Here is a 24,388-nt window from a genome sequence, read left to right as displayed (position 1 = left end):
GCTGGCTCCCTTTGGTGTGATGGTTTCCCTGTCCGTTCAATGCGAAGGAGTACGCCCTGTGACGATATCCGAAGGGCTCCTGCAGTCGGACATAACGGAAAATATTCAGATTCGTCTCTGATTGAATATTTTCGTAAATTTTCTAATTTGTACGTATTTTTTACTCTATTGGCCTCGTTAATTCTCTGTCAATGAAAATTTGATGAAATTTCGAATAATGACGAAGGTTGGGAATATTGGGAATGCATTGCTCATAACGGGCGTTATGAATTAAAAATCTCTCTTTCCGTTGGCGTCTGTGAGGTGTTGAGAATGAGAAAAAGAAAGTTTTTCACTTTTCTATGCAATCCCGGCGTCGCAGCTAGACTATGTCTACATGACCATTTTCATGCGTAGATGAAAGGAGTTCAGACCATGGCTAAGTCGATGCAGGATCTTCAGGTAGGCGAAAATTTGGGCGAAAGTCGATGGGTGAGAGTTGATCAGGCGCTGATTGATCAGTTTGCCGACTGCACTCGTGACAGGCAGTGGATTCATGTGGATGCTGAGCGTTGCCGGAAGGAGAGCCCATATGGCCAGCCCATCGCTCATGGCTTTCTAGCGTTGTCGCTGCTGCCGGGGCTGTTATATGAGTTGATCTCTCCGCCAGAGGACGGTTATGCGCTGATTAATTATGGTCTGGAACAAGTGCGCTTTCTTGAGGCGGTGCGGAGCGGCGATGAAATTCGCTTGGAGGCGAAGCTGGAGAGTATTCAGCAAAAAACGAGTGGAACGTTATATCGAATAAATTGCGCGGCGCGCATCAATCATCGCGAAAAGCCTGCCCTGGCGGCTGCATTATTGGTGCTGTGTGCGGAGCTGAAGCCTTAGAGCGTACTGCGGAGTGTTGGCTTCAGCGCTATCTCGAGATGGTTTAGAAACCTTGCAGGCTGGCGAGATCTTTAACTTCGCCTGCGCTGACGGTGCAAAAGCTTAGAGGAGCTTGCTTTTGGTGGTCGCTGATAACTTTTACTTGGGCTGCCGCAACTTTGCGCAGGCTGTCGAAAGGCTGCGTGGTCACGGAATCGTCTTTTTGGGTAAGGGCTCTAAGAAGTTTGCTGAACATGATGTCGTATCCCGTAATTATTGTTGCTTACATTCAGTAGCGACCTTCTCCGGCGGTTCCCGTCAAAAAAGTAAAAAAATGTCATATTTTTATTGGGAGGGCGGTGCGCTTCATGGCTTCGTTGGATGCGTAGCCAATAAAAACATGAGATTATCTTCGCCCATCTTTCGAAATACCCTGTAAGAGATCCCCTTAGATGCAACGAAATCTAGAAGACCGATCCTTTTTGCTGCTGTTGCTGGCTGTAACCTTTGGGTTTGGACTGCTGATCCTGCCGTTCTTTTACGCTATTTTCTGGGCGGCGATGCTGGCCATTCTATTTGCGCCGCTGCACCGCTGGCTGATTCGCCGGTTTCCCGGCAGGGACAACGTCAGCGCGCTGCTGACATTGCTGGCCAGTGTATTGATCGTGGTGATTCCGCTGGCGGTGATGATGACGATGTTGGCGAAGGAGGGGGCCAGAGTCTATCAGCAGGTAAGCTCCGGCGAGATACAGTTGCAGGTACTGGTGGACAAAGCCAGAGCCGCCATGCCGGTGATTCAGGAACTGGCTGAACGTTTCGAGATTGACTTGGGCAACGTCAAGCAAATGCTGTCGCAGGCGGCGTTGACGGGCAGTAAGTTTTTCGCCACCCAGGCGTTCAATTTTGGACAGGAATATCTGCAGTTCACCGTCAGCTTTGTGTTGATGCTTTATCTGACTTTTTTCTTTTTAAGAGACGGCAGCAGTTTGATACAGCTGTTGATTCGCGCTCTGCCGTTGGGCGACACCCGGGAAATTCATCTCTTTCAAAAGTTTGCGGAAGTGTCCCGGGCGACGGTGAAGGGGAACCTGGTGGTGGCGATGGTGCAGGGCTCTCTGGGAGGTTTGATCTTTTGGGCGCTCGGCATCAAAGGCGCGCTGTTGTGGGGCGTAGTGATGGTGGTGCTGTCGTTGTTGCCGGCGGTGGGGTCCGCCCTGGTATGGGGCCCGGCGGCGGCATATCTGTTTTTCAGTGGCGATGTTTTCAAAGGTGTTGTGCTGGTGCTGTTCGGCTTCTTTGTCATCGGGTTGGTGGACAACGTGTTACGCCCGGTGCTGGTGGGACGCGACACCAAAATGCCTGACTATCTCGTGCTGTTGTCGACCTTGGGCGGCTTGTCGTTATTCGGCTTGAATGGGTTTGTTCTGGGGCCAGTATTGACTGCGTTGTTCCTGGCGTTCTGGCAGATCTTTATGGAAGAGTTCAATAACGGCGAAGAAGAGACCTTCGTCGATGAAGACGAGGCGTCCGGGGTTTGATAAAACCGGGCGCGTATTGCGCCCGGATGTGCTTATCAGTCGAGGTGGAACAGCTCTTCTGGCAACGCCATCAAGCTGTCTGCGCCGGCTTTGACGCTGGCGGCGAGTGAGCGGGTGCGGGGCAGCAGACGCTCAAAGTAGAACTCCGCTGTGTGTAATTTGGCCTGATAGAAGTCACTGTCGCCGCTTTGCGCTTCCAGTTTGTCTTTGGCGGTCACCGCAATGCGTAACCAGAAATAGGCCAGGCAAACGTAACCGGAATACATCAGAAATTCGACTGACGCCGCGCCGATTTCATCCGGGTTGGTCTGCGCTTTTTCTGCAACGCCCTGAGCCAGTTGCCGCCACTCATCCAAGTGCTGCAGCAGCGCGTCCGTCCAGACACTAAAGCGGCGGGCGGCGTTCTGAGTTTCGCAAAACGCGCGTATCTCATTGACGAACTGATGCAGCAGCTCTCCCTGGCTGCCGATGATTTTGCGAGCCAGCAAGTCTATGGCCTGAATGCCGGTGGTGCCTTCATACATGGTGCAGATGCGGGTATCCCTGGCCAGCTGCTCCATACCCCATTCCTTGATAAAGCCGTGGCCGCCGTAAACCTGCATGCCGTAGCTTGTGCACTCCTGCGCTGTTTCCGTCAAAAAGGCTTTGACGATTGGCGTCAGCAGCGCCAGTTTCGCCTCTGCGGCGGCTTTGATGTCAGCGTCTTCGCTGTATAGGGTCAGGTCGATTTGCTGGGTGCAGTACATCGCCAGGGCGCGTCCGCCTTCGCGGATCGCTTTCTGCGTCAGCAGCATGCGCCGTACGTCGGGATGCACGATGATTGGATCAGCGGGTTTGTCCTTGTTGACGGGGCCTTTGAGCGAGCGCATTTGCAGGCGATCGCGAGCGTAGCTGATGGCGCCTTGAAACGCCGCTTCGGTGGCCGCCAGACCTTCCAGTCCCACGCCAACACGAGCGGCATTCATGAAGGTGAACATGCAGTTGAGACCGCGATTGGGTTCGCCGATCAGATAACCACGCGCGCCGTCGAAATTCATGACGCAGGTGGCGCTGCCTTTGATGCCCATCTTATGTTCAAGGGAGCCGCAGGATAATGTATTGGGCGTTGTGATTTCACCGCTATCGGACACATTGAACTTGGGTACGATAAACAGGGATATCCCTTTGGTGCCCGCGGGGGCGTCCGGCAGGCGGGCCAGGACGACATGAACTATGTTGTCGGAAAGGTCATGGTCGCCGGCGGAGATGAAAATCTTGGTCCCGGATATGGCGTAAGCGCCGTCAGGTTGCGGCTCAGCTTTGGTTTTGAGCAGCCCTAAATCTGATCCACAGTGGGGTTCAGTCAGACACATGGTGCCGGTCCAGCGCCCTGCAATCAGGTGAGGTAAAAAGCGCTGCTTCTGTGAATCCGAACCATGGGCGAGGATGGTTTCAATACAGCCCTGGCTCAGTCCTGGGTACATGGCCCAGGCGTGATTGGCGCCGGAGAACCACTCGGACAGAATGCTCGACAGCGAATAGGGTAAGCCTTGGCCATCGTACTCTAATGGCTGCGACATGGCGGGCCAGCCGCCTTCTACATACTGTTGATAAGCTTCTTTAAACCCTTTGGGCGTTGTCACGACGCCGTCATTCCAGGAGCAGCCCTCTGTATCGCCCACCGCATTCAGCGGTGCCAGGATATTCTCCGCAAATTTACCGCCCTCCTGCAGGATCGCCTGCACCATATCCGGCGTCGCATCCGCGAACCCCAGCTTTTCGTAATGCTCGAAGAAACCCAACAGTTCATCCATCACAAACGCCACATCACGCTGCGGAGCCTTGTAGTTCAACATATGCCTACCTCGTATTATCAATCACCAACAGCCAAATATACTCAGCCAATAAACCCAGTTTACCCGCAGAGGCAGGATAAGCCGTTGGTGGTTTTTGACAAAAATGATGCGGGATTGGACGGAAGGGGGGAGTAGATATTTTGCAAAAGGGGAGGATTTTTTGACGGCTAAAAGGTGATAAGGTCACGAGTTTCGTGTTGTGATTAGGGTGGAGTAAAGTGCGCGTCGCTCATGAAGGGGAGTCAGTTACAGCAATATTGCTAAGCTACTTACGGCCTGAAAATATACAAAGGATTTTTGGGCAACTTGCAAAGAGCAAATATATTGACAAGATAATTGTTTCTAATAACAACCCTGATGTCGATCTTTGTGTGTATATTGAACAGCATCCAAAGCTAAGATTAATCCAGCAGGTTGTTCATTATCCGCCATGGATAAGATTTGAATTTGCTGCACATGAACCCGCTAACTACTTTTTTTCTGTCGATGACGATATCTTCCTATCCGTAGAGCAGATTGATCTTTTGCTTGAACGATTGTTTGATAGACCTGTTGTGCCTCATGGAGTATGGGGTCAACGAATAGTTAATACACCTAAAGGCCTCAAACTGGTTGATGGCGTTCAAGGTCAAAGTAGAAGCGTGGATGTACTTAATCGGGTATACGCATGTACAAAGGAGCATGTTTTAAACTCCTTTAAGTTATTAAAAATTTTGGGCTTGGATCACGCTAGGAAAATAGGTCCTTTCGAAGATGTCCTTTTAAGCTTTGGTTCGGCAGAGAGACCCTTTTGTCATGATCTTGGTGTGTTGGAAGAGTGTGATTCTTCCAGTAGTCTTGAAAAAGCATTGCATATGAAGCCTGGTTTTATTGGACTCAGACAGCAGTTGGCTTTAGATATATTAGAGCGGGCTAAAGATATTCCTTGGCTTGAGCCAGAAAGGTGTACGGTTGTTGAATATTTGAGCGATTATGAGCGGTTTTTGCTCGAAACTTAGTTTAGGTCAGATTGTTGCCAGTCGTGGTGTGTGGTGATTAAATGACATTGTATTTTCTTTTAGAGAGAGCTGTGGGTGAATTGCTGTAAGGATACTGTAATGAGGGGGCATTTCATCCTCGTAGCTCAGTTTACATCATTTATATAAAGCGATAGGCCGCTGACGACAGGCGCAAAGTCTGCCGTCAGCGGCTTTTTTATGCGTTAAAAAAGTCAGTCGGAAGGATTTAGGAGTCATCAAATGGTTGCGGTTGTATCAGGGGAAGGTCTGGGATTATTTGGCGCGTCCTTGTCAGGCGCGGGCGCGGGACTGTCGCAAGCGGGCGTGGGCCAGGGCGGCGAGCGGGTCTACGTCAATGCGGCCACGGGCAACCTGGTGCTGCAGCGCCGCGATGAACTGCTGTTAGGTGCGGGGCGCGACGCCAGCCTGATCCGCACCTACAACAGCCAGGGCCGCTTCACCGACGACAACGGCGACAACTTCTACTTCAGCTTCAACCATCGCCTGGAATTCAACGGCGGTACCCTGAACAAAGCCGGCAGCGTGATCACGCGGATCGCCGGCGACGGCAGCCGCACGGATTATCGTTATGACGAGAGTCGGGGATTGTACGTCTCCAGCGTCGGCGAAGGCGCTCACGACACTCTGGAATTCCGCGGCGGAACCGGCGCTGACGCGTTCCTGTGGACGGAAGGCGAGAGCGGCGCGCAGGAAGTGTACAGCTGGCAGGGCAAACTGAGCGCGCTGGCCCATCGCGACGAACCCGGACGGGTGACCATCAGCCGCAGCGCGGCCGCGACGACCCTGACGACGGCGTCGGGGGAGAAACTGGAGATTCAGTACGACGGCTCTGGGCGGGCGGTGCTGGTGAAGACGGTGGGCGCGGACGGCGCGCAACGCAACCAGACCTATTACGGCTATGACGCCCAGGGACGCCTGACGACGGTGACGGTGGACCTGACCCCGGCGGACAACAGCATCGGCGACGGCCGTACTTTCGTGACGCGCTACAGCTACGACGGCGACAGCAAACGCGTGGCGAAGATGCAGGCCAGCGACGGCGTGTCGGTGAGCTTCCAGTACCAGAACATCGGCGGCGAATACCGGGTGACCCGGGTGACCCAGGGCGACGGCGCGGACGCCATCGTCACCGCCTACGCCTATGATCTGGCGCAGCGCACGGCGACGGTGACGCGGGTGCTGGACCCAGCGACGCTGAGCGGCCTGCAGACGGTGCTGCGCTACGACGAACGCGCGCGCCTGGTGGAGCTGCGTCTGCCGCAGCAGGACGGCGCCCAGAGCGTGCGCCGCTACGCCTACGACGCCGACGACAACCTTATCCAAAGTACGGACGCCGACGGCTACAGCGAGACCTACCGCTACGACGCCATGGGCAATCTGCTGACCCATACCGACCGTTTGGGGGGCGCCACCGACTACACCTATAACGCCTACAACCAGACCCTGACGGAAACGACGGACGGCGCCACCCAGCGCTACGTTTACGACAGCGAACATCGCTTGCGTTACCGCGTGGACGCCGAGGGCGGCGTCACCGAATTCCGTTACAACAACCAGGGCCAGTTGACGGCGACCCAGGGGTACCTTGCGCGCTACGACCTGAGCGACCTGAGTCCCAATCAACCGTTGAGCGAAGGATCTCTTAATACGTGGGCGCCTGGCGCCCGGGCGCAGGGAACCACCCTCACGGAATACGACTACGACTTCCGCGGCCAGCTGAGCCGTCAGACCCGCTACAGCAAGACCGACGCCACGGGCGCGGGAATCGGCGCGGCGACGACGCACTTTATCTACGACGCGGAAGGGCGCCTGCTGAAACAGGTTAACCCCGACCAGGCGGCGCCGACGGAGAACGCGAGCGCGGCCCCGGAGAGCCTGGGGCATCGCACGGGAGAAACGCTGTACGTCTACGACGGCCTGGGCCGATTGCTGTCGGTGAAGGACGCGCTGGGCGCGGTGACCACGCAGACCGAATACCAGGGCGCGACCATCCTGAGCCGCGACGCGGCGGGCCTGCAAAGCGTGAAGACGTACAACAGCGCCGGCGCGCTGATCGACGTGGTGGAGCGCGACGCCGGCGGCGTACAGCTGGGCAAGGCGCAGCAATACTACGACGCCCAGGGCCGGGTGATCCGCAGCGTGGACGCACAGGGCGCGCAGACCCGCTATGTTTATGACGGCCAGGACCGGGTGCGCTTTGAGATCGACGCCCTGGGTTACGTCACGGAGAACCGCTACGACGCCCTGGGGCGGGTGACGCAGGCGCGTCGCTATGAGACCGCCTACGGCGGCGCCGTCAGCCTGGCGGCGCTGGAGACCTTCGCCGGGGGCCAGAGCGCGATTACCACGCGACGCTTCTACGACGCTGAGGGCCAGGTGCGTTTCGACATCGACGCCCAGGGTTATGTCACCGGTTATGAGTACGACGGACAAGGACGCGTTGCGAAGAAGACCCGCTACGACAAGGCGGCGGACCTGAACGCCGCCAACCTGGCGTCGCTGGCGGCGCATGCGCCGAGCTGGCGTGGCGACGGCGTTGTGCAGATTGACGCGGGACGGATTATCAAGACCGCCGCCACCGGGCTCAGCGGAGGCCGGGCGGTGGCGAACGAAGCGCTGCAACAAGGCCGCGGCGCGCTGGAGTTCACCGTGGCGGCGCTGCCGACCGGGGCTTCCCTGGGTGCGGTGGGCTTCAATAAGAACCCGGAGACCGTCCTGACCGGCAACGATTATCTGAATGAAGTGGACCTGGGCGTCTTCATCCGCGACCCGGACGGCGCGGGTTCACAGGGCCACAGCCTGATGATCCAGGTGAACGGCGTGCGCACGGAGCCAACCTCGGCGACGCCGATACAGGTTGGCGACCGCCTGCGCATTGAAATGCGGGGCGCGGACGCGCGTATCCTGCTTCAGCGCTCTGGCCAGCACGGCTTCACGCTGATTCAGACCCTCACGGGCGTGGTGGACGCAAACGCGAACTACACGGCGCAAACCAACCTGTACGGCGCCGGCGCGGCGATTGAAGCCGTAGCGCTCAGCGGCGATGCGGACTACCACAGCGCGGGCGTTTCCACCCGCTACGTTTATGACGGCAAAGGCCAAGTGCGCTTCGAAGTCGACGCGCAAGGGTTTGTGACGGAGAACCGCTACGACGCCCAGGGGCGCGTGGTGGAGACGGTGCGGTACCTGGACGCGCAGGCGCTGACGCCGGCGCAGTTGGCGCAACTGCAGCGACAGGCGGACAGCGGCGCGTTGGGAGGCGTGGGAGACGTTGTCCTGGACAGCGAAACCCTGCCGGCGCCGGCGGGCTGGAGCGAGTCGACCAGCGCCGCAGGGTATGAAGGGCGGCAGTACCTGACGGCCAAAGGCGCATCCACCGCCGTGTCGTGGCGCTCGGCGCTGACGCAGGCGGGACGCCATGGCGTGTACGCGACCTGGACCTCGCACGCGAACCGGGCGAGCAACGCGACCTATCGGATACATCATCTGGACGCGGCTGGCAAGGCGACCGTGACGGACGTGACAGTGAACCAGCGGACGCAGGGCGGGCAATGGGTATTGCTGGGCGACTTTGACTTCGGCGCGGAAGGATGGGTGGAGCTGCTGGGCGGCGGAGACGGCTATGTGGTGGCCGATGCGGTGAAATTCGCGCGTGCGAACTATGTCGCACAGAGCAAGAGAGTCGCGTACGACGCCCAGGGGCGGGCGCGTTTCAGTCTGGACGAACAGGACTACGTCACCGAGAACCGTTACGACGCGGCGGGCCGGGTCGTGGCCACCCTCCGCTACGACAGCGCCTACCCGGGCGACGCATGGGGCGAGAGCGACCTGGAGAGCTTCGTCAGCGGCAAAACCCCGGCCTCCCATTCTCGTTTGGTCTACGACGCCAAAGGCCAGGCGCGCTTCACGATCGACGCCCTCGGACAGGTGACGGAGAGCCGCTACGACGCCTTGGGTCGGGTAACCGAAAAACTCAGTTACAGTTCCGCCTACACCGGCGGCGCCTTTACCGAAAGCGCCCTGCAGAGCTTCATCAGCGGCAAAACGCCCGCTTCCCATTCCCGACTGGTCTATGACGTGAAAGGCCAAGTGCGCTTCACCGTCGACGCCCTGGGCCAGGTGACGGAGACCCGTTACGACAGCCTGGGCCGTGTAACCGAAAAACTCAGCTACAGCCATGCCTACACGGGCGGCGTTTTCACCGAAAGCGCCCTGCAGACATTCGCGAACGGCGAAGCCCCGGCTTCTCACTTTCGTTTGGTCTATGACGCGAGAGGCCAGGTGCGCTTTGAGGTCGACGCGCTGGGTTACGTCACGGAATTCGAGTATGACGCGCAAGGACGGGTGGTTAACAAGAGCCGCTACGCGCATCCGGTTGACCCCGCTTCTGCGGATCTGGCGTCGCGCCTGCCTCAGTTATTGAACTGGGGAACGGATGCGGAAGTGTCCCAGCAAGGAGGACGCCTGACGCGCACCGGACCAGCGAGTCTGACCGCCGGCCGCGCGATCGCGGGAAGCGGCCTGACGGGCGGCGAAGGCGTCCTGGAATTCACCGTAGACCAGCTGGTCAATGGCCAATCCCTGGGCGTGGTGGGCTTCAACCTGACCCCGGAAGAACGGTTGTCGGGGAACGACTACTTTAAGGAAATCGACCTGGGCGTATTTATCCGCGACCGTGACGGCGCGGCGGCGGAGAAGCACAGCGTTCTGATTCAATACAAGGGGACGCAGATCGCGCCGGCGACGATGCAGTTCGTGGAGGCGGGAGACCGTTTCCGGATTGAGCTGAAGGATGGCGACGCCCGCATCCTGCTGCAACGCAAGGGACAGGATAACTACGTCCTGATTCATACCCTGAAGGATGCAGTGGACGCCACGCAGACCTACGTGGCACAGGCGAACCTGTACGCGCAGGGCTCGGCGATTGGCGATGTCTGGATGAGCGGCGACGCGACGCAGAACAGTGAGCGCAGCCGCGAACGCGTGGTTTACGACGCCAAAGGCCAGGCGCGCTTCACCATCGACGCCCTCGGACAGGTGACGGAGAGTCGCTACGATGCGTTGGGTCGGGTAACCGAAAAACTCAGTTACAGCTCCGCCTACACCGGCGGCGCCTTTACCGAAAGCGCCTTGCAGAGCTTCATCAGCGGCAAAACGCCTGCTGCCCATTCCCGACTGGTCTACGACGTGAAAGGCCAGGCGCGCTTCACCCTGGACGCTCTGGGCCTGGTGACGGAAAACCGTTACGACAGCTTGGGTCGGGTAACCGAGAAACTTAGTTACAGCTCTGCTTACACGGGCGATGTCTTTACTGAAAGCGCCTTACAGACGTTCGCGAATGGCGCAATTCCGGCGTCTCACTCTCGTTTGGTGTATGACGTGAGAGGCCAGGTGCGCTTTGAGGTCGACACCTTGGGTTACGTCACGGAATTCGAGTATGACGCGCAAGGGCGGGTGGTTAACAAGAGCCGCTATGAGCAGCCGATTGACGCCGCCACGGCGGATCTGGCGTCGCGCCTGCCTCAGTTACTGAACTGGGGAACGGATGCGGCGGTGTCCCAGCAAGGAGGACGCCTGACGCGCACCGGACCAGCGAGTCTGACCGCAGGTCGTGTGATCGCGGGAAGCGGCCTGACGGGCGGCGAAGGCGTCCTGGAATTCACCGTAGACCAGCTGGTCAATGGCCAATCTCTGGGCGTGGTGGGCTTCAACCTGAACCCGGAAGAACGGTTGTCGGGGAACGACTACTTTAAGGAAATCGACCTGGGCGTATTTATTCGCGACCGGGACGGCGCGGCGGCGGAGAAACACAGCGTTCTGATTCAATACAAGGGGACGCAGATTGCGCCGGCGACGATGCAGTTCGTGGAGGCGGGAGACCGTTTCCGGATTGAGCTGAAGGACGGCGACGCCCGCATCCTGCTGCAACGCAAGGGACAGGATAACTACGTCCTGATTCACACTCTGAAGGATGCGGTGGACGCCACGCAGACCTATGTGGCGCAGGCGAACCTGTACGCGCAGGGCTCGGCGATTGGCGATGTCTGGATGAGCGGAACAGCGACGCAGAACAGTGAGCGCAGCCATGAACGATTGGTATACAACGCCAAAGGTCAGGCGCGCTTCACCATTGACGCTCTGGGCTATGTCACCGAGAACCGTTACGACGCCCTGGGACAGGTGGCGGAAAAACTTAGCTATGACCGCGCCTACGCCGGCCCGGATTACAGCGAAGCGGCGCTGACCCAGTTCGCCAGCGCACAAAGTCAGCCGCGCAGCGGGCGCCTGGTGTATGACGCCAAAGGCCAGGCGCGGTTTGAGATCGACGCGCTGGGCCATGTGACGGAGCGGGAATACGACGCGGCGGGACGGGTGATCGCCACCTATCAGTACAACGGGGCGTTGCCTGCGAACGCGACCTACACCGAAGCGGGCGTGGAGCAATGGCTGCCGCAGGCGGCGGAGTGGTCGAAGCGCACCGGCGCGCTGGTGGGCGGTTCGTCGCGCATTGAGCAGCTGGACGTACCGGAAGCGAGAGACTTTACCGGCAGCGTGAGATCGCGGCAGAGCATTCGGGGCGAGGGCTACGTTGAATTCAGCCTGCCCTCGGAGGGCGTCAATGCCGTGTTCTGTGGTCTGAGCGAGAAGGATGGGGGCACTACCTACGAGGACCTGAACTTTGCGTTTTACCGCAAGCAGGGCGGCGTGGTGCGCTGCTATGAAGACTCGACCAAGGTGAAGGAGCTGGGTGTGCTGCCCGGGGACACCCGTTACCGCATCGAGCTGAAAAACGGCAAGGTCAGCTACTACATCAAACGGGAAGCTGACGCCGGCTTTACGCTGGTGTACGCCTCCGCGAAAGCGGCGGACCCGAGCAAGGCGTACGCCATCGACAGCTCTTTCTATAAAGGCGGCTCCCTGCTGAAAGACGTGGTGATCGGAACGCGGCTGGACGCCCCGGCGGGACGGGTGAACGTCAGCCGCACGATCTACGACGCGCGCGGTCTGGCGCGCTTCAGCCTGAACGCCCTGGGGCAGGTGACGGAGACCCGTTACGACGCGGCGGGCCGGGCGACGCAGACGCTGCGCTACGAAACCGCCTACAGCGGCGCTGATTACAGCGAAGCGGCGCTGGCGCAGTTCGTCGCGGGCGAGACCCGGGCGCAACATGCCTACATGGTGTACGACAGCCTGGGCCAGGCGCGCTTCAAGCTGGATCACCAGGGCCATATCACCGAGCTGGAATACGATCACAATGGCCAGGTGACGCGCACCCTGAGTTACGTCGCGGCCTATGACCTGAGCCAGCCGCTGACGGCGGCGGCGCTGGAAACTTATGTGCAAGGCCACGCTTCAGCCGGGGACCGGGTGGAGCAGGTCTTCTACGACGCCCGCGGCCTGGAAATCTACCGGATAGACGCCGGCGGACGCCTGATCGAACAGGAGTACGACCACGCTGGCCGTCTGACCCATCGCGTGCGCTACGCCGCCAGCCTAAATCTCGGAACCGCCGCGACCCTGACGCACGTGACGCAGGCGGCGGACGCCCATCGCAGCGCGGCGGCGAACCAGCACAGCCGTCGGGTTTACGACGCCCTGGGACGCCTGCGCTACAGCCTGGACGGCGAGAACTACGTCTCGGAAACCCTGTACAACGGACAGGGGCAGGTGACGGAAGAACGCCGTTACGCCGCCCCCTGGACCCAGGCGGCGACCCTGAGCGCCCTGTCGGGGCTGCATCCGGATGCGGAAACCCGCATCACCCGCTACGCCTATGACGACGCCGGTCGCAAGATCAGCCAGTCGCAACGGCTGATGACGGGCGGCGCGGAAACCTGGATTACTGAAAGCTACGCCTACGACGCCCACGGCAACCGCACGGCGGTGACCGACGCGCGGGGCAACGTCACCACCTTCGCCTACGACGCGGACAACCGCCTGATCGCCAAACTGACGCCGAAAGACTCCATCGACGATGCGGACATCAGCGCCAGCGCGCGCAAAGGCGCCGTGACGCGTTACCAGTACGACGGCTTCGACAACCTGATTCAGGAAAGCCAGTACATCACGGAAGTGTCGATCCATGAACGCACGGCGGCGGATTACGCCACGGCGAACGTCCCGGCGAATAACGACCCGGTGAGCGGAGATCGGCACACCCGTTACGAATACGACGCCCTCAATCGCCAGGAGCGCATCCGCACGCCGGAACTCAATGGCGTCTCCACATTGACGCGCAAGGAATACGACCGCTACGGCAACGTCATCGCCCTGATCGAAGCGGAGGGCTCCGCCCTGGAGCGCACCACGCGCTATGAGTTCGACGACCTGAACCGGGTGGTGAAGGAAACCAAAGCGTTCGGTACGGCGGACGCCAGCAGCACCGGCTACGTCTACGACGCCTTCAATCAGGTGGAGCGGGTGATCGATCCGCGCGCCTATGAGATTCTCGACAGTCAAAGCGACTGGGCCAAAGGGGAGCGGGAGCGCTTGCGCCTGCTGGCGGAAAACTATCAGGCCAACCCTGCGGGACTGTGGCAGTCCCAGCAGGCGCAGTGGCTGAAGGACAATGCGTTATTGCTGAGCTTCCTGAGCCGGGAGCACCTGCCCGAGGGCGAGCACCGGGCGTTGCTGCTGCAGATTTACAGCAAATCCCAGACGTTTGACGCGCGGGGCCTGAAAACCTCGGAAACCAACGGCGAAGGCTATACGACATACACGCAATACGACGCGTTCGGCAACATCATCTCGGTGACCGATCCGAGCGGCGCCACCGGCTACTTCTTCTATGACGCCCTCAATCGCCAGACGCTGCAGGTCAGCGCCGGCGGCGCGGCGAAGGACTTCACCTACAACGCGGCGGGCCAGGTAGTCGCCCAGCGCAGCTGGGCCAACCGGATCAACGCGGCGTTCCTGGCGGGCAAAACCGAGGCGCAGGCGCGGGCGATGCTGACGGCGGACGCGGCGCATGACCAGTTCACCCGCAGCGACTTCGACAGCCTGGGCCGACTGACGACGCAGACGGCGCAAGCGACCTCGGGGCAACAGGTCGTGGAAAGCTACGGCTATGACGCGCAGGGCAACCGGATCAGCTGGACCGACCGCGGCGGCCATGTTTACGCCTACCGTTATGACGCGCAGGGGCGCCTGCTGGAGACCATCAAACCCAGCGTGCGGGTGACCTTCAACGCCGACGCGAGCCTGACCGGAGAGCGGCGTCTGAGCGACCGCAACAGCTACGACGCATTGGGCAACCGCATTCGCGTGGTGGAAGGCGGCTATCGCGATGCGGACGGCTCCTACAAAACCATCAGCGGGCAGACGCGCGCGACGGAATACGTTTACGACAAACTGAACCGGGAAGTTCAGGTGTGGTCGGACCTCATCGATATTAGCTTCGCCAACGACGCGGGCGAGATCCGCCGCTATAACCGGGTGCGGCAGGCGACCCAGCGCGAATACGACGCCTTGGGCAACCAACTGAAAGAGACCGTGCAGGCGTTTCAGGTGGACGGCGCCAACCGACCCACGACGGCGGTGGGGGCGCAGCGCACGCAACTGTTCGAATACGATAACCTGAGTCGGGTGACGGCGGCGGTGGACGCGGCCGGCGCCGTGACCGCCTACGACTACGACCCCAGCGGCAACCGCATCCTGGAGCGACGTTACGGCGAGGCCTTGAGCAATCCCGGCAATGCCGCGCTGGCGGCGTTGCTGAGCAAAGATACGGACGATTACCGGGAACTGCGTTACACGTTCGACCTGAACAACCGTCAGGTGGAGACGCGGACCCGGGGCGAAACCCACTTTGATCTGGCGCTGAGCAATCAGCAACTGGCGGCGCTGACCCAGGGCGAAAGCGCCGTGAGCAAGGGCTTCTACAGCTCCGCGTACAGCCAGGAAGAGGTGGTGACGCAAACGCTCTACAACCGTAACGGCGACGTGATCGCGGAGCGGGACGGTCGCGGCGGCGTGACGCGTCACTTCTATACGGCGCAGGGCGACCTGCAGGCGACGTTGGCGGCGGGCGTCACGGATTACCAGCGCGATGGGGGAGCGGTGACGGTGACCCGTCATCACGCCCTGACGCAATGGACCACGGACGCATTAGGTCAGATCCGGGAGCAGGTCCAGTACGCCTATGAGGCGAAAAATCCAGCAGAAACGGCGACCCTGGCGGAGCTGCTGGCGAACGTGGCGGCGCAGCGGGCGGCGGCGGAGAGCGACGCGGCGAAGCTGGCCGGACGCGACCTGGCGGACCTGAGCGACGAAGAAGTGGCGCAGAAACTGGTGCGGGGCGACCGCAGACAGACTTACGACTATGACCGCCTGGGACGCCGGATCACCGAAACCGTGCACGGCGTGGAGGACTACCAGTTCGTGAACGGGGCGCCGAAGAAGACCACGGCGAGCAGTCGCAGCACCCGCTACGACTACGACAACCTGAACCGCCTGCAACGCACGATTGCGCCGGGAGAAGGCGCGGAGACGCTGCGTACGCTGGAGACGACCTACGACGCCCTGGGCCGCAAGACGACGGAGAAAGGACAGAGCTTTACGGACTACAAAGGCCGCATGGCGCGCGCGACCGTGACCTATGGTTATGACGCGTTAGGACGTCAGGTGACGCAGACGCGGGTGGCGCTGGAGGCGGGCGCCAACCAGACCAGCCGCACGCTGGTGAACGCGCTGGGCTTTGCGGTGGCGGACATTGACGCCAGCGGCGCGCGGACGGATTACGCGACGGACGCGTTCGGCGCGGTGGCGGAGAAAAGCTGGAGCCAGCGGCAGGCGGAAGGCGGCAGCCAGAGCTACTGGAACCGTTACTGGTATGACGGCGCGGGCCGTGAAATCAAACGCGTGGACACCACCGGCCTGAGTCACGAGACGCGCTATAACGGCTACGGCGACATCACGGCGAAAGGCATGAACGGGCAATTCCAGGAGCAGTTCAAGTACGACCGCCTGGGCCGCCTGTTCAGCACCAACAAGGAAACCGGCGCGCCGCAGCTTTACCTGTACGACAAGAACGGCAACGCCTCGGCGGAGTTCATCCTGGTGGACGACCTGAAGGACGCGTCAGGCAATCCGATCGACCTGGCGACGCTGACGTCGCCGGAGCAGGTGAAGGCGCTGGGCGTGCTGCAGACGCAGATGAAAGTCAGCGTGTATGACGAACGCAACCGCCATACGGACACCTTTGAGGCGCCTCATGATTACAGCCAGTTGAGCGCTTCCTTGACGGAAGAGGAGGTTGATAAGAATTGGAGTTCAACCGTCGACTTTGAGGAGTACAGGCAACGACTGCTGGGAACGCAGGCGCCTCAGCCTGGGCTTACAGCTTGGGAGGATGTCAAAGAGGAAACGACGGTAGAGTATAACGAAAAGAATGTTGGGTATTATTCCAGTGCTCCAGGCACAAGTTCTTCTACTACTCCGATTGGATTTGATGGCTTTGATTTGACTCAGGTCGAATCTGCCCTGGCGTTGCAGTATGAGTTAACAAAAGTAGGTAAAGGCTTAAGTGACGTTGCATTAAGTAACGCCACCAATAGCTACGACTCCGCCTGGCAAGCGGAGAGCGTGGAAAAAGATCCAGCAAACGAAAATAGGTATATCAAAACAACTGTCCGAATCTGGCGAGCCGCTGAGCCAGTAGGGGCAACCCATAATTACTATATCTATCGTGATGTGCAGACGCAGGAGTTTACCTTCAAACCTGAACTTGAGTTGGACGCGGAAGCGCTTTCAAGTCTCAAAATCGAGGAGAAGGAAAACAGCTATCACGTATTGATCAGTTATGAGCGTGGCGGAACTGTGACAGTGACTGCCCCTATGAAAACCACTCATGACACTAAGAGAGTCAGGCTTGAAAGAAGTGTTGTTGATGAGAGTGTAAAAACTGGTGGCAACATCGATACGATTAGGGCTATTGGTACAAAATATATTTCGGTAAAGAGTGACGTTAAGGTTGCACGCACATACGGAAACTATGGGCAATCATATATTTCATCATGGAATTGTAATTTGACGGTTGATATTCCTTCTGAATTAAAGGATATGAATTCGGATTTGAGGGTGGTTTTATATGATGGGTCTAATAGAGAGATAGGTTTAAGGTATGTTCGTAGCATATCTGACACTGCAACTTTTAAGCATAGTGGTGCAAATAACTCTTCAAATCGCAGCGTTGGCTATCAAAACCTGGTTTTGAGGATATATTCCGAGAAACTAGGAAACATTAAAATTTTTGAGAAGAATGTTTCTTATGACCCCTCAAAAGGTAATTCCGTTGGAGAGGTAAAAGGTAAAACCCTTGCTGGGTTTGTAATTGTTGATGATGCAAATCATGCGGCGGTAATAAAAGGAAATGTGAGTAGACCTGGTGATGAGTCATTGCCTGAAAAGGCGACAGTGATTATAGATGCTAAAGAAAATGTCTGGGGTTCAGATTATCACTATGGTAGCGCTCAAAAAATCTCTTGGAATAACTTGTATTCGATAAAGATACCTCCAGAGCTTCAAAAACTGAATGTTCCCTTGCTAGTTACGCTCCATGGCGAAGGCGGGGGAGTCAAGACTGTTCCTTCAGGAACGTCTATGGTGACATTTAACCATAGCGGGAGTTTGAGTGCAGGAGGAGGGGTAAAGCAGTCTGCGCGATTTACAATAGATATTCCTAGTAAGAATAATCTTAATGTATTTGACGGTAAATATACCTTTGATTTGTATCAAGGGGTAAGGAATGGTCGGGTAAGTGTAGATACTTTAGTTGGGGCTTCAAATTTAGAATCAAGAGCTACTAAAGTGGGGGGTAGTTTTATACTTCCTATAGGCGAAGGACTCTATCAGATTTATTATGAGACCCAAAGTAGTGAAGGGGGTGCGCATAATAAAGCCCGTGCTTCAATAAATATAGGAGCGGGAGCAGCTAGTGTTTCTGGTCAAGAGTATGAATTTACATACATCCATAGAAAGTTAAAGAAGGTTCATACGGAGTCTGCTAAGGCAGTTTCGACGAAAAATATAGGCGGCTCCTGGAAGTTAGAGAGCCCTGAGCAGAGAAATGTAATCCAAAATTACCGCGTTAGTTGGTTGTTGGGTGAACAGTCAAGTTATCAAATTCACCGCAGTCAGAGATACAACGCGTTTGGCGAGATTGTAAAAGAGGTGGATGGTAACGGTAACGCCACTCACATGGCCTATGACGCTCAAGGCAGGCTTACGTATAAAGTTGATCCGAAAGTGGCTGTATATCAGGATCATGGGCCTGAGTCCGCAAGCGATTCTAATAGTTCATTGAAGTCGCTAAACGCCCATCCTGTAACAAAATACTATTACGACGGTCAGAATAACCTCGTCGCAAGTCAAGATGCGAACAGCTATCTGCATCAACAGAAATCGGGGTATTCCAATGAATGGAAAGGCGATACAGCATTTTATCGTGGTCAGGAGTACGCTGCAGGACAAGTCGCGTCTGAAGTAGATGCGATGGGAGCGAAGAAGACTTATAAGTACGATCAGTTAGGCAATAAGCGTTTAATGATCGATGAGTTGGGTCGCTATCATTCTTTCATTTATGATAAAGCGAACCGTTTGCAGGAAGTTCGTCAATTTAGCTCTCTCAGCAACTATCTCCAGGGCTCGTCATATTCCAGTGAGCGTTATAGTTATGACGAAGCTGGCAATAGGATCACTCATACTAATGCGGCGAACTTTCAACAGAAGTATTTTTATGACGGTGAAGGACGTATCACTAAGCATATCAGCTTCGACGATGGCGATATCTCCAACAACAGCGCCAAATGGGAAAGAAGAGAAACTTATTATAAATATTCCTATGACGCTGAAATTGGCGGCATTGGCGGTTTCAGAAAAACGACGGAAAATGGTCTAAATACAGAAACCAACGCTAACTATAGAACGAATCACCTTTTAACCGATGATGTCGATTATTTTGGAAAAATTCGCTACCACAAGGACCTGGGGGGGCATGAATTCTATTATGAGTATAACCAAGCTGGCTGGTTAACAAAGCAAACCAGCAATACAGCATTTAACTACTCTGATAGCATCATTCCTACAGACACAGGAATTGCCGATAGGGTGAGGCAGCGTAAGTCACAAAAGATTGAGTATAAGTACTATGCAAATGGAAGTTTGCATCAAGTACTTGATGAGGGGGCTAAAAGCTTTACTGAATTTCGGTATGACGCCAATGGAAATGTCGTTGGAGAAACCTATCGTAGTAAGCCATTTTCTGATTTGGCGGGTGGGCTCGAAAACGACACGCTTCCTTATCAAAATGTGACGGCTAAATATGATGCGCTAAATCGTGTCTATGAAATTGATGATTATGACTACAAGCTCAATTACTTTTATGACGCGGTAGGCAATCGTCGCCGGGTGAAAGCTGAATATGACAATGCGGCTATTTCAAGCGATAAATATGGAGAAAATAAGCTAACGCAGGATTTCTTTTATCTCTACGATAAAGAGAATCGCTTCCTGGTTACCATGGGGGCGTTAAATCAAGCTGCTAATGGCGTGCGGACGATAGGCGCCGGGAATACGGGATATTCTATTAAGTATGACGCTATGGGGCGTCGCCTCAGTAGCGATAGCGCGCAACTATCCGAAAATAGCGGTTCTCCACAAGAGGTTCGGCAGAAATACGGCTATGACGAAAGAGGCAACCTGGAAACCATCTGGTTATATGACGAAAAATTTAAAGATGCTACTGGCGCAAACTTTGATGGTGGGTATGTTTTAATCTCACGGAGAGAGAACATTGATCCGTTAGGAAGAACGAAAAAGAAGACCGAGTATAAGTACGAAAAATATAATGGAAACGTTCAGACGTTCAAAGTCAGTGAAGAATCCTATGATTATAATGCTGATAACCGTCTATTAGAAAGTAAGATTACTGTCGCTGATAGCCGCGCTGTCGATAGAAGTATTAAATATCACTATCTAAATGACGGACAGACTCTGCGTCAAACGGAGTTTAAAGGAAGTGGCGATGATGCGAATAGTGTTACTGACTATTTCTATGATTCTCAAGACCGCTGGGATACTTATAAGGAAAGTAAAGTTACCATCACGGCTACAAAGAGTGGCGTAGATAACTGGAAACCAGGAACTTCGTATTACGCATACGACGCCAACGGCCATAATCTGTTTGTATACGACCATGCAGCGGACCGTAGCCTGAGTTACGTCAATAATCATAATGGGCAAATACTTTTCCGGGATGAAGTGGACTGGGAGGAAAAAGGAGGTAAGGCGCCGGTCCGACGCAAATTCTTCTATCTGAACGGTATTGTTCGAGGCGATATGGGGAGTGATGATGTTCCATCTCGCACTGACTATGTTCAGCATTTGGCTAACATGCCGGATACAGAACACGTTGTTGGCCAGGAGCAGGTGACGATCCCGGTTGGAAAAGAGGGGCACTTTACCTTCAATCGGGATGTTAAGCGTAAGATTGGGTACTCAAATCTGAAGCGAATAGTTCCTGTTACCTCTGCGGACTTCGATCAAAACTTCCAGCCTATAAACTCGAACTATCCGGGTAAGGCGCCGACATATTATCGCGTAAACAGTGGCGACACTTTGGCGACGATTGCTTCAAGACTCTGGGGCGACGCCAGCCTTTGGTATCTGATTGCTGACGCGAATGGGTTGTCAGGAGATCAGGATCTAAAAGCAGACCTGAATCTGGTCGTCCCGAACGTGGTAACGAACATCCACATTAATGCGTCAACGTTCAGGCCTTACGATCCTGGTCTGGCGTTGGGCGATACGACGCCGACACTGCCTGAACCGCCGCCTCCGCCCAAGAAGGGCAAATGCGCTGGCGCTGCGATATTTGTAATGATTATCGCAATCGCCGTAACCGCTATAGTGGCTCCGGCATTGGCGGGCGTCGTTGGTGATGCGCTGTTCACTGCGGGCATGACTACCGTTACCAGCATAGGCGCAGGCGGCGCTACCATAACCACGCTAACAGCGGGCGCAAGCGCTTTTGCAACAGCGGCGGGGGCATTTGTCGGCGGCCTTGCCGGCAGTGCTGTTTCTCAGCTTGCGGCAAAAGAGCTGGACCTTCAGGACCACTTTTCACTCCGGTCTGCGCTACGCGGAGGGCTTACAGCCGCCGCCACGGCTGGGATCAGCCAGTACATGGGGTGGGGGAAAGATATATCTTGGTCGGCAACCGCCGGCAAAGCTTTAACGGCGGTAGGCGCAAACTACGCCGCAGGCAAACTCGTCGACCAAGAGACCCACTTCAGATGGCGAGATGTCGCCGCGAGTCTGGCGACGAGCGCCATTATGGGAGGAACCGGACTTGGTAAAACAGGCAGCATTCTTCACAGTGGACTGGAAGCGCAAAGCTGGATGCCGAGCCCCCTGAGCACGCCTCTATCCTATTCAGCGATAAGCGGAATAACGTCGGGAGTCGTGTCTGAAGCAGTGAAGACTGCTGTTTATGACAGCGAAGACTATCGTCCTGATTATGTGGGGATGATAGCGGGGGTTGTTGGGAGTGCTTTAGGAGATTTAGCTCTAATCGGAGTATCTAGTGGTGGTGGTGTAAAAACTTCAAACCAAGTTAGTGAGTCAATTAAAGGGACGGATTACGAGTTTGAGTTAAAGGCTTTATACAACGGTCTGGAAAATATTGACGATCCTTTGCCGAGCTCTGCTTTTGATGTATTAAAAAGGCCATCGCAGCTGGGTACCACTGTAGTGATAGATAAGGGGCGCGTAATTGGCGACGAGCAGGGCGGAGGCGTTCTAGGAGAAGTCGGTAAGTTCGGAATTGGTTTTGCGAAGGCGCTAGGTTCCGCAGTGTATGAACCATTAGCAATGGTGTATGACATAGAGCAGGTGGCCTGGAATTTTGGGAAGTCATTACTGACAGGAAATGCGCCAGAAGATATCAACTACACCAGCGCTATGGGGCAATCTGTAGCGGGTGGCGCCGGTACTGGCGACATACTGCTCGAGATGGCTGCGGGGATTATTTTTGCACCTTATACGTTTGGGTATGAGCTGGGTACCGGCGTTATTACTGGGGATGGCGAAAGAGCTGGAGAGGCATTTGGCAATCTTTTCATGATGTTCGCGGGCGCAAAGAGGTCTGGAGTAGGAAAAGTCGAGTTTAAGGGTTCTGGGTCAATTTCATCTGGAAATCAAATCGGCTCGATTGGTGATATTAAAAGTAAAGGTGGCGGATCGGGGCTTCCCTCTCGTAAATCGATTAAAGAAGGAATAGAGACTACGACAAGTGAAGCTGTATCTCTCTTGAGGTCAGAGTTTGGTAAAAAACTGGTCGACAGTGTTAGAGCTAAGGCAAATGAGTTGATAGAGAGTATTGACCCTAGACATCGTGATAAGTTGGCGGCTGTTGCAAGAGTAGGCTTGCCAGAGTTAGGAATATATAGTGAGTTTTTTACTAATATAAAAGTGAATAAAATAAGAAACTTTGATGGTGTAAGTATGGTTGAGGGTGAGACGACGCTATTTAGAATTACGGATGTAGATAAGTATATGCATCAGGTCAGAAAGCGATATGAAACTGCGGGGCCAGAGTCAGAACCTCTCAATGCTAATGCCGAAAGTCTAATAAGGGAATATATTGGGGCGGCTGGCGAGAAAGTATTCAGTACGGATTTTGGGATACCTGGACTTCACGCAGAAGTGAGGGCTGCTAACAGCTTATTTAATAAACTTAGCCAGCAGTCCCTTGTGTTGAAAGAGAAAATCCAGGTGGCGACTGTTAATATTACTAGTAATCCTGTTAAGCAAGGTAAAGATTTTGTGGCTTGCCAGAATTGTAGTGGGATACTGCCCTCTTCCATTTTTGAAATATTAACTAATTAACTTATAGGTGGGTAGAATAATGCTAAGAGTGAAAGCAGAGAAGTTGTTTAAAAAAAATGGACTTTTTTTATATAATGAAGAGGTGTTCACAGGTATAGCTTTCACTCAGTTGTCAGGAGGGGAGGTGAGAGGCGATGTAATAGTGAACGGGGTCGCTGAGCGTGGATATAAAAATCATTATTGGTCAAATATTATTTCTTCAAATATATGCATAGATGAAACTGTTTTGGAATCTTCTGGTGAACCTGTTTTTTATAACGGGGTACCTCTATGTGGAACCACTTTTGAGTTTGATAAAGATGTCTGTGTGGCTGAAAAATACTATAATGAAGGTATTCTTCTTCATGAGGCCAACTGGACAATGTGTGGCGTCATGCTGTTGCTTGTGATCGAAGAGGATGATCTTACACAAGAGTATGAGTGGCAGCAGGATGGTGGCCTCGAATTGTTTGAAATATATAGTAAGAATAACTTTAGATATAGAATTGGTTTTGATGCGGTAGGGAAGGTTTATGCTATTCAGGCTGAAGGGAACTACTTCGAAAAAGCAAACTCTTTACAGGGGCGGGTTAGTTTTGATTTGTGGAAGGGGTGGGAATGGTTTGAAATGCAAAGTATATCTACTCGTTTGGCGATAATGGGGGATGCTGCAGATGATAAGTTGCTTAGCTGCCTAAAACAAGCTAGCGGGTATCAGCATGTGTCTAGTATAGTTCTGGATGATAGTTCTATTTCAATGGAAGGAATTTTAAGCTTTTTAGAGTTGAAGAATCTTGAGTCTATTGATGTTCGAGATGTTCGGCCAGAAGTTAGGGGTGTAATGGCTGAGTTTAAAAGAAATAGCAAGCGTTGTAGAGTTGTTTTTAACAGGGAAGAAATAGTTGTTTGATGTGGTGGTCTGTAAATGGTGCTCTTAAAATTTTGCTAGGGAAAGCAAGTTTTAAATCTGGCAGGACTCGAAACTCTGTGTCTGAAAAGTTGCAGGTTAATGTGAATATCTAACATTCCCTCAAAGTGAACTGACAACTGCGAGGGTGCCTTGGTAGCCGTGTGCTCATCTTTTGAGGCGTTAAACATACCCGCTACAGAAACTCCTGCAAATCGTTCTTATATATTTGGAGGGTGCTACAGACTTCTGCATTTAGCCTAAAAACGTAAATGTGGCTTTGATGCTAACGAATGCTATCGTTTTCTCTTCTCTGAATTAGACTGGGATGAGCGGTGAGTGAAGACTGTCCAAGTAGAGGGGGTGATTAAATCT

7 protein-coding genes are annotated in these 24,388 nt (G+C 55.1%); 5 read left to right on the top strand and 2 right to left on the bottom strand.

Annotated features, from left to right (window positions below; all coding sequences use genetic code 11):
* Positions 1 to 414: 414 nt before the first annotated feature.
* Positions 415 to 870, top strand: coding sequence for a MaoC/PaaZ C-terminal domain-containing protein (locus ACQYWX_RS22635; protein ID WP_431686422.1), 456 nt, complete (start codon positions 415 to 417; stop codon positions 868 to 870).
* Between the two features lie 43 nt (positions 871 to 913).
* Here the strand turns inward: ACQYWX_RS22635 and ACQYWX_RS22630 are convergent, their stop codons facing one another.
* On the bottom strand, positions 914 to 1,105 hold the full coding sequence (locus ACQYWX_RS22630; protein WP_431686421.1) for a hypothetical protein: 192 nt from the start codon (positions 1,103 to 1,105) through the stop codon (positions 914 to 916).
* Between the two features lie 196 nt (positions 1,106 to 1,301).
* Between ACQYWX_RS22630 and ACQYWX_RS22625 the strand changes: the two genes are divergently transcribed.
* The gene (locus ACQYWX_RS22625) at positions 1,302 to 2,387 is read left to right on the top strand and encodes an AI-2E family transporter (RefSeq protein WP_216739726.1); all 1,086 of its coding nucleotides are present in this window, start codon (positions 1,302 to 1,304) and stop codon (positions 2,385 to 2,387) included.
* A 35-nt stretch (positions 2,388 to 2,422) separates the two neighbouring features.
* Here the strand turns inward: ACQYWX_RS22625 and ACQYWX_RS22620 are convergent, their stop codons facing one another.
* Positions 2,423 to 4,222: an acyl-CoA dehydrogenase C-terminal domain-containing protein gene (locus tag ACQYWX_RS22620; protein ID WP_431686420.1), complete on the bottom strand. Its 1,800-nt coding sequence runs from the start codon at positions 4,220 to 4,222 to the stop codon at positions 2,423 to 2,425.
* Between the two features lie 218 nt (positions 4,223 to 4,440).
* On the opposite strand from ACQYWX_RS22620, the gene ACQYWX_RS22615 reads away from it, so the two are divergent.
* The 3 genes from ACQYWX_RS22615 (at position 4,441) to ACQYWX_RS22605 (ending at position 24,016) form a co-directional block, all read left to right on the top strand.
* Complete coding sequence (locus tag ACQYWX_RS22615; protein WP_431686419.1) at positions 4,441 to 5,220, top strand: hypothetical protein; 780 nt, start codon at positions 4,441 to 4,443, stop codon at positions 5,218 to 5,220.
* Between the two features lie 240 nt (positions 5,221 to 5,460).
* Positions 5,461 to 23,127 (top strand): LysM peptidoglycan-binding domain-containing protein, encoded by a 17,667-nt coding sequence (locus ACQYWX_RS22610; protein ID WP_431686418.1) that lies wholly within the window; start codon positions 5,461 to 5,463, stop codon positions 23,125 to 23,127.
* Positions 23,128 to 23,146: 19 nt separating this feature from the next.
* Complete coding sequence (locus ACQYWX_RS22605) at positions 23,147 to 24,016, top strand: hypothetical protein (protein WP_431686417.1); 870 nt, start codon at positions 23,147 to 23,149, stop codon at positions 24,014 to 24,016.
* The last annotated feature ends 372 nt before the right edge of the window (positions 24,017 to 24,388 follow it).

This window comes from Hahella sp. NBU794 (genome assembly GCF_050749805.1).
Lineage (GTDB): Bacteria > Pseudomonadota > Gammaproteobacteria > Pseudomonadales > Oleiphilaceae > Hahella.
Note: the sequence above shows the minus strand (reverse complement) of the source record. Positions and strands in the feature narration are given on the sequence as shown.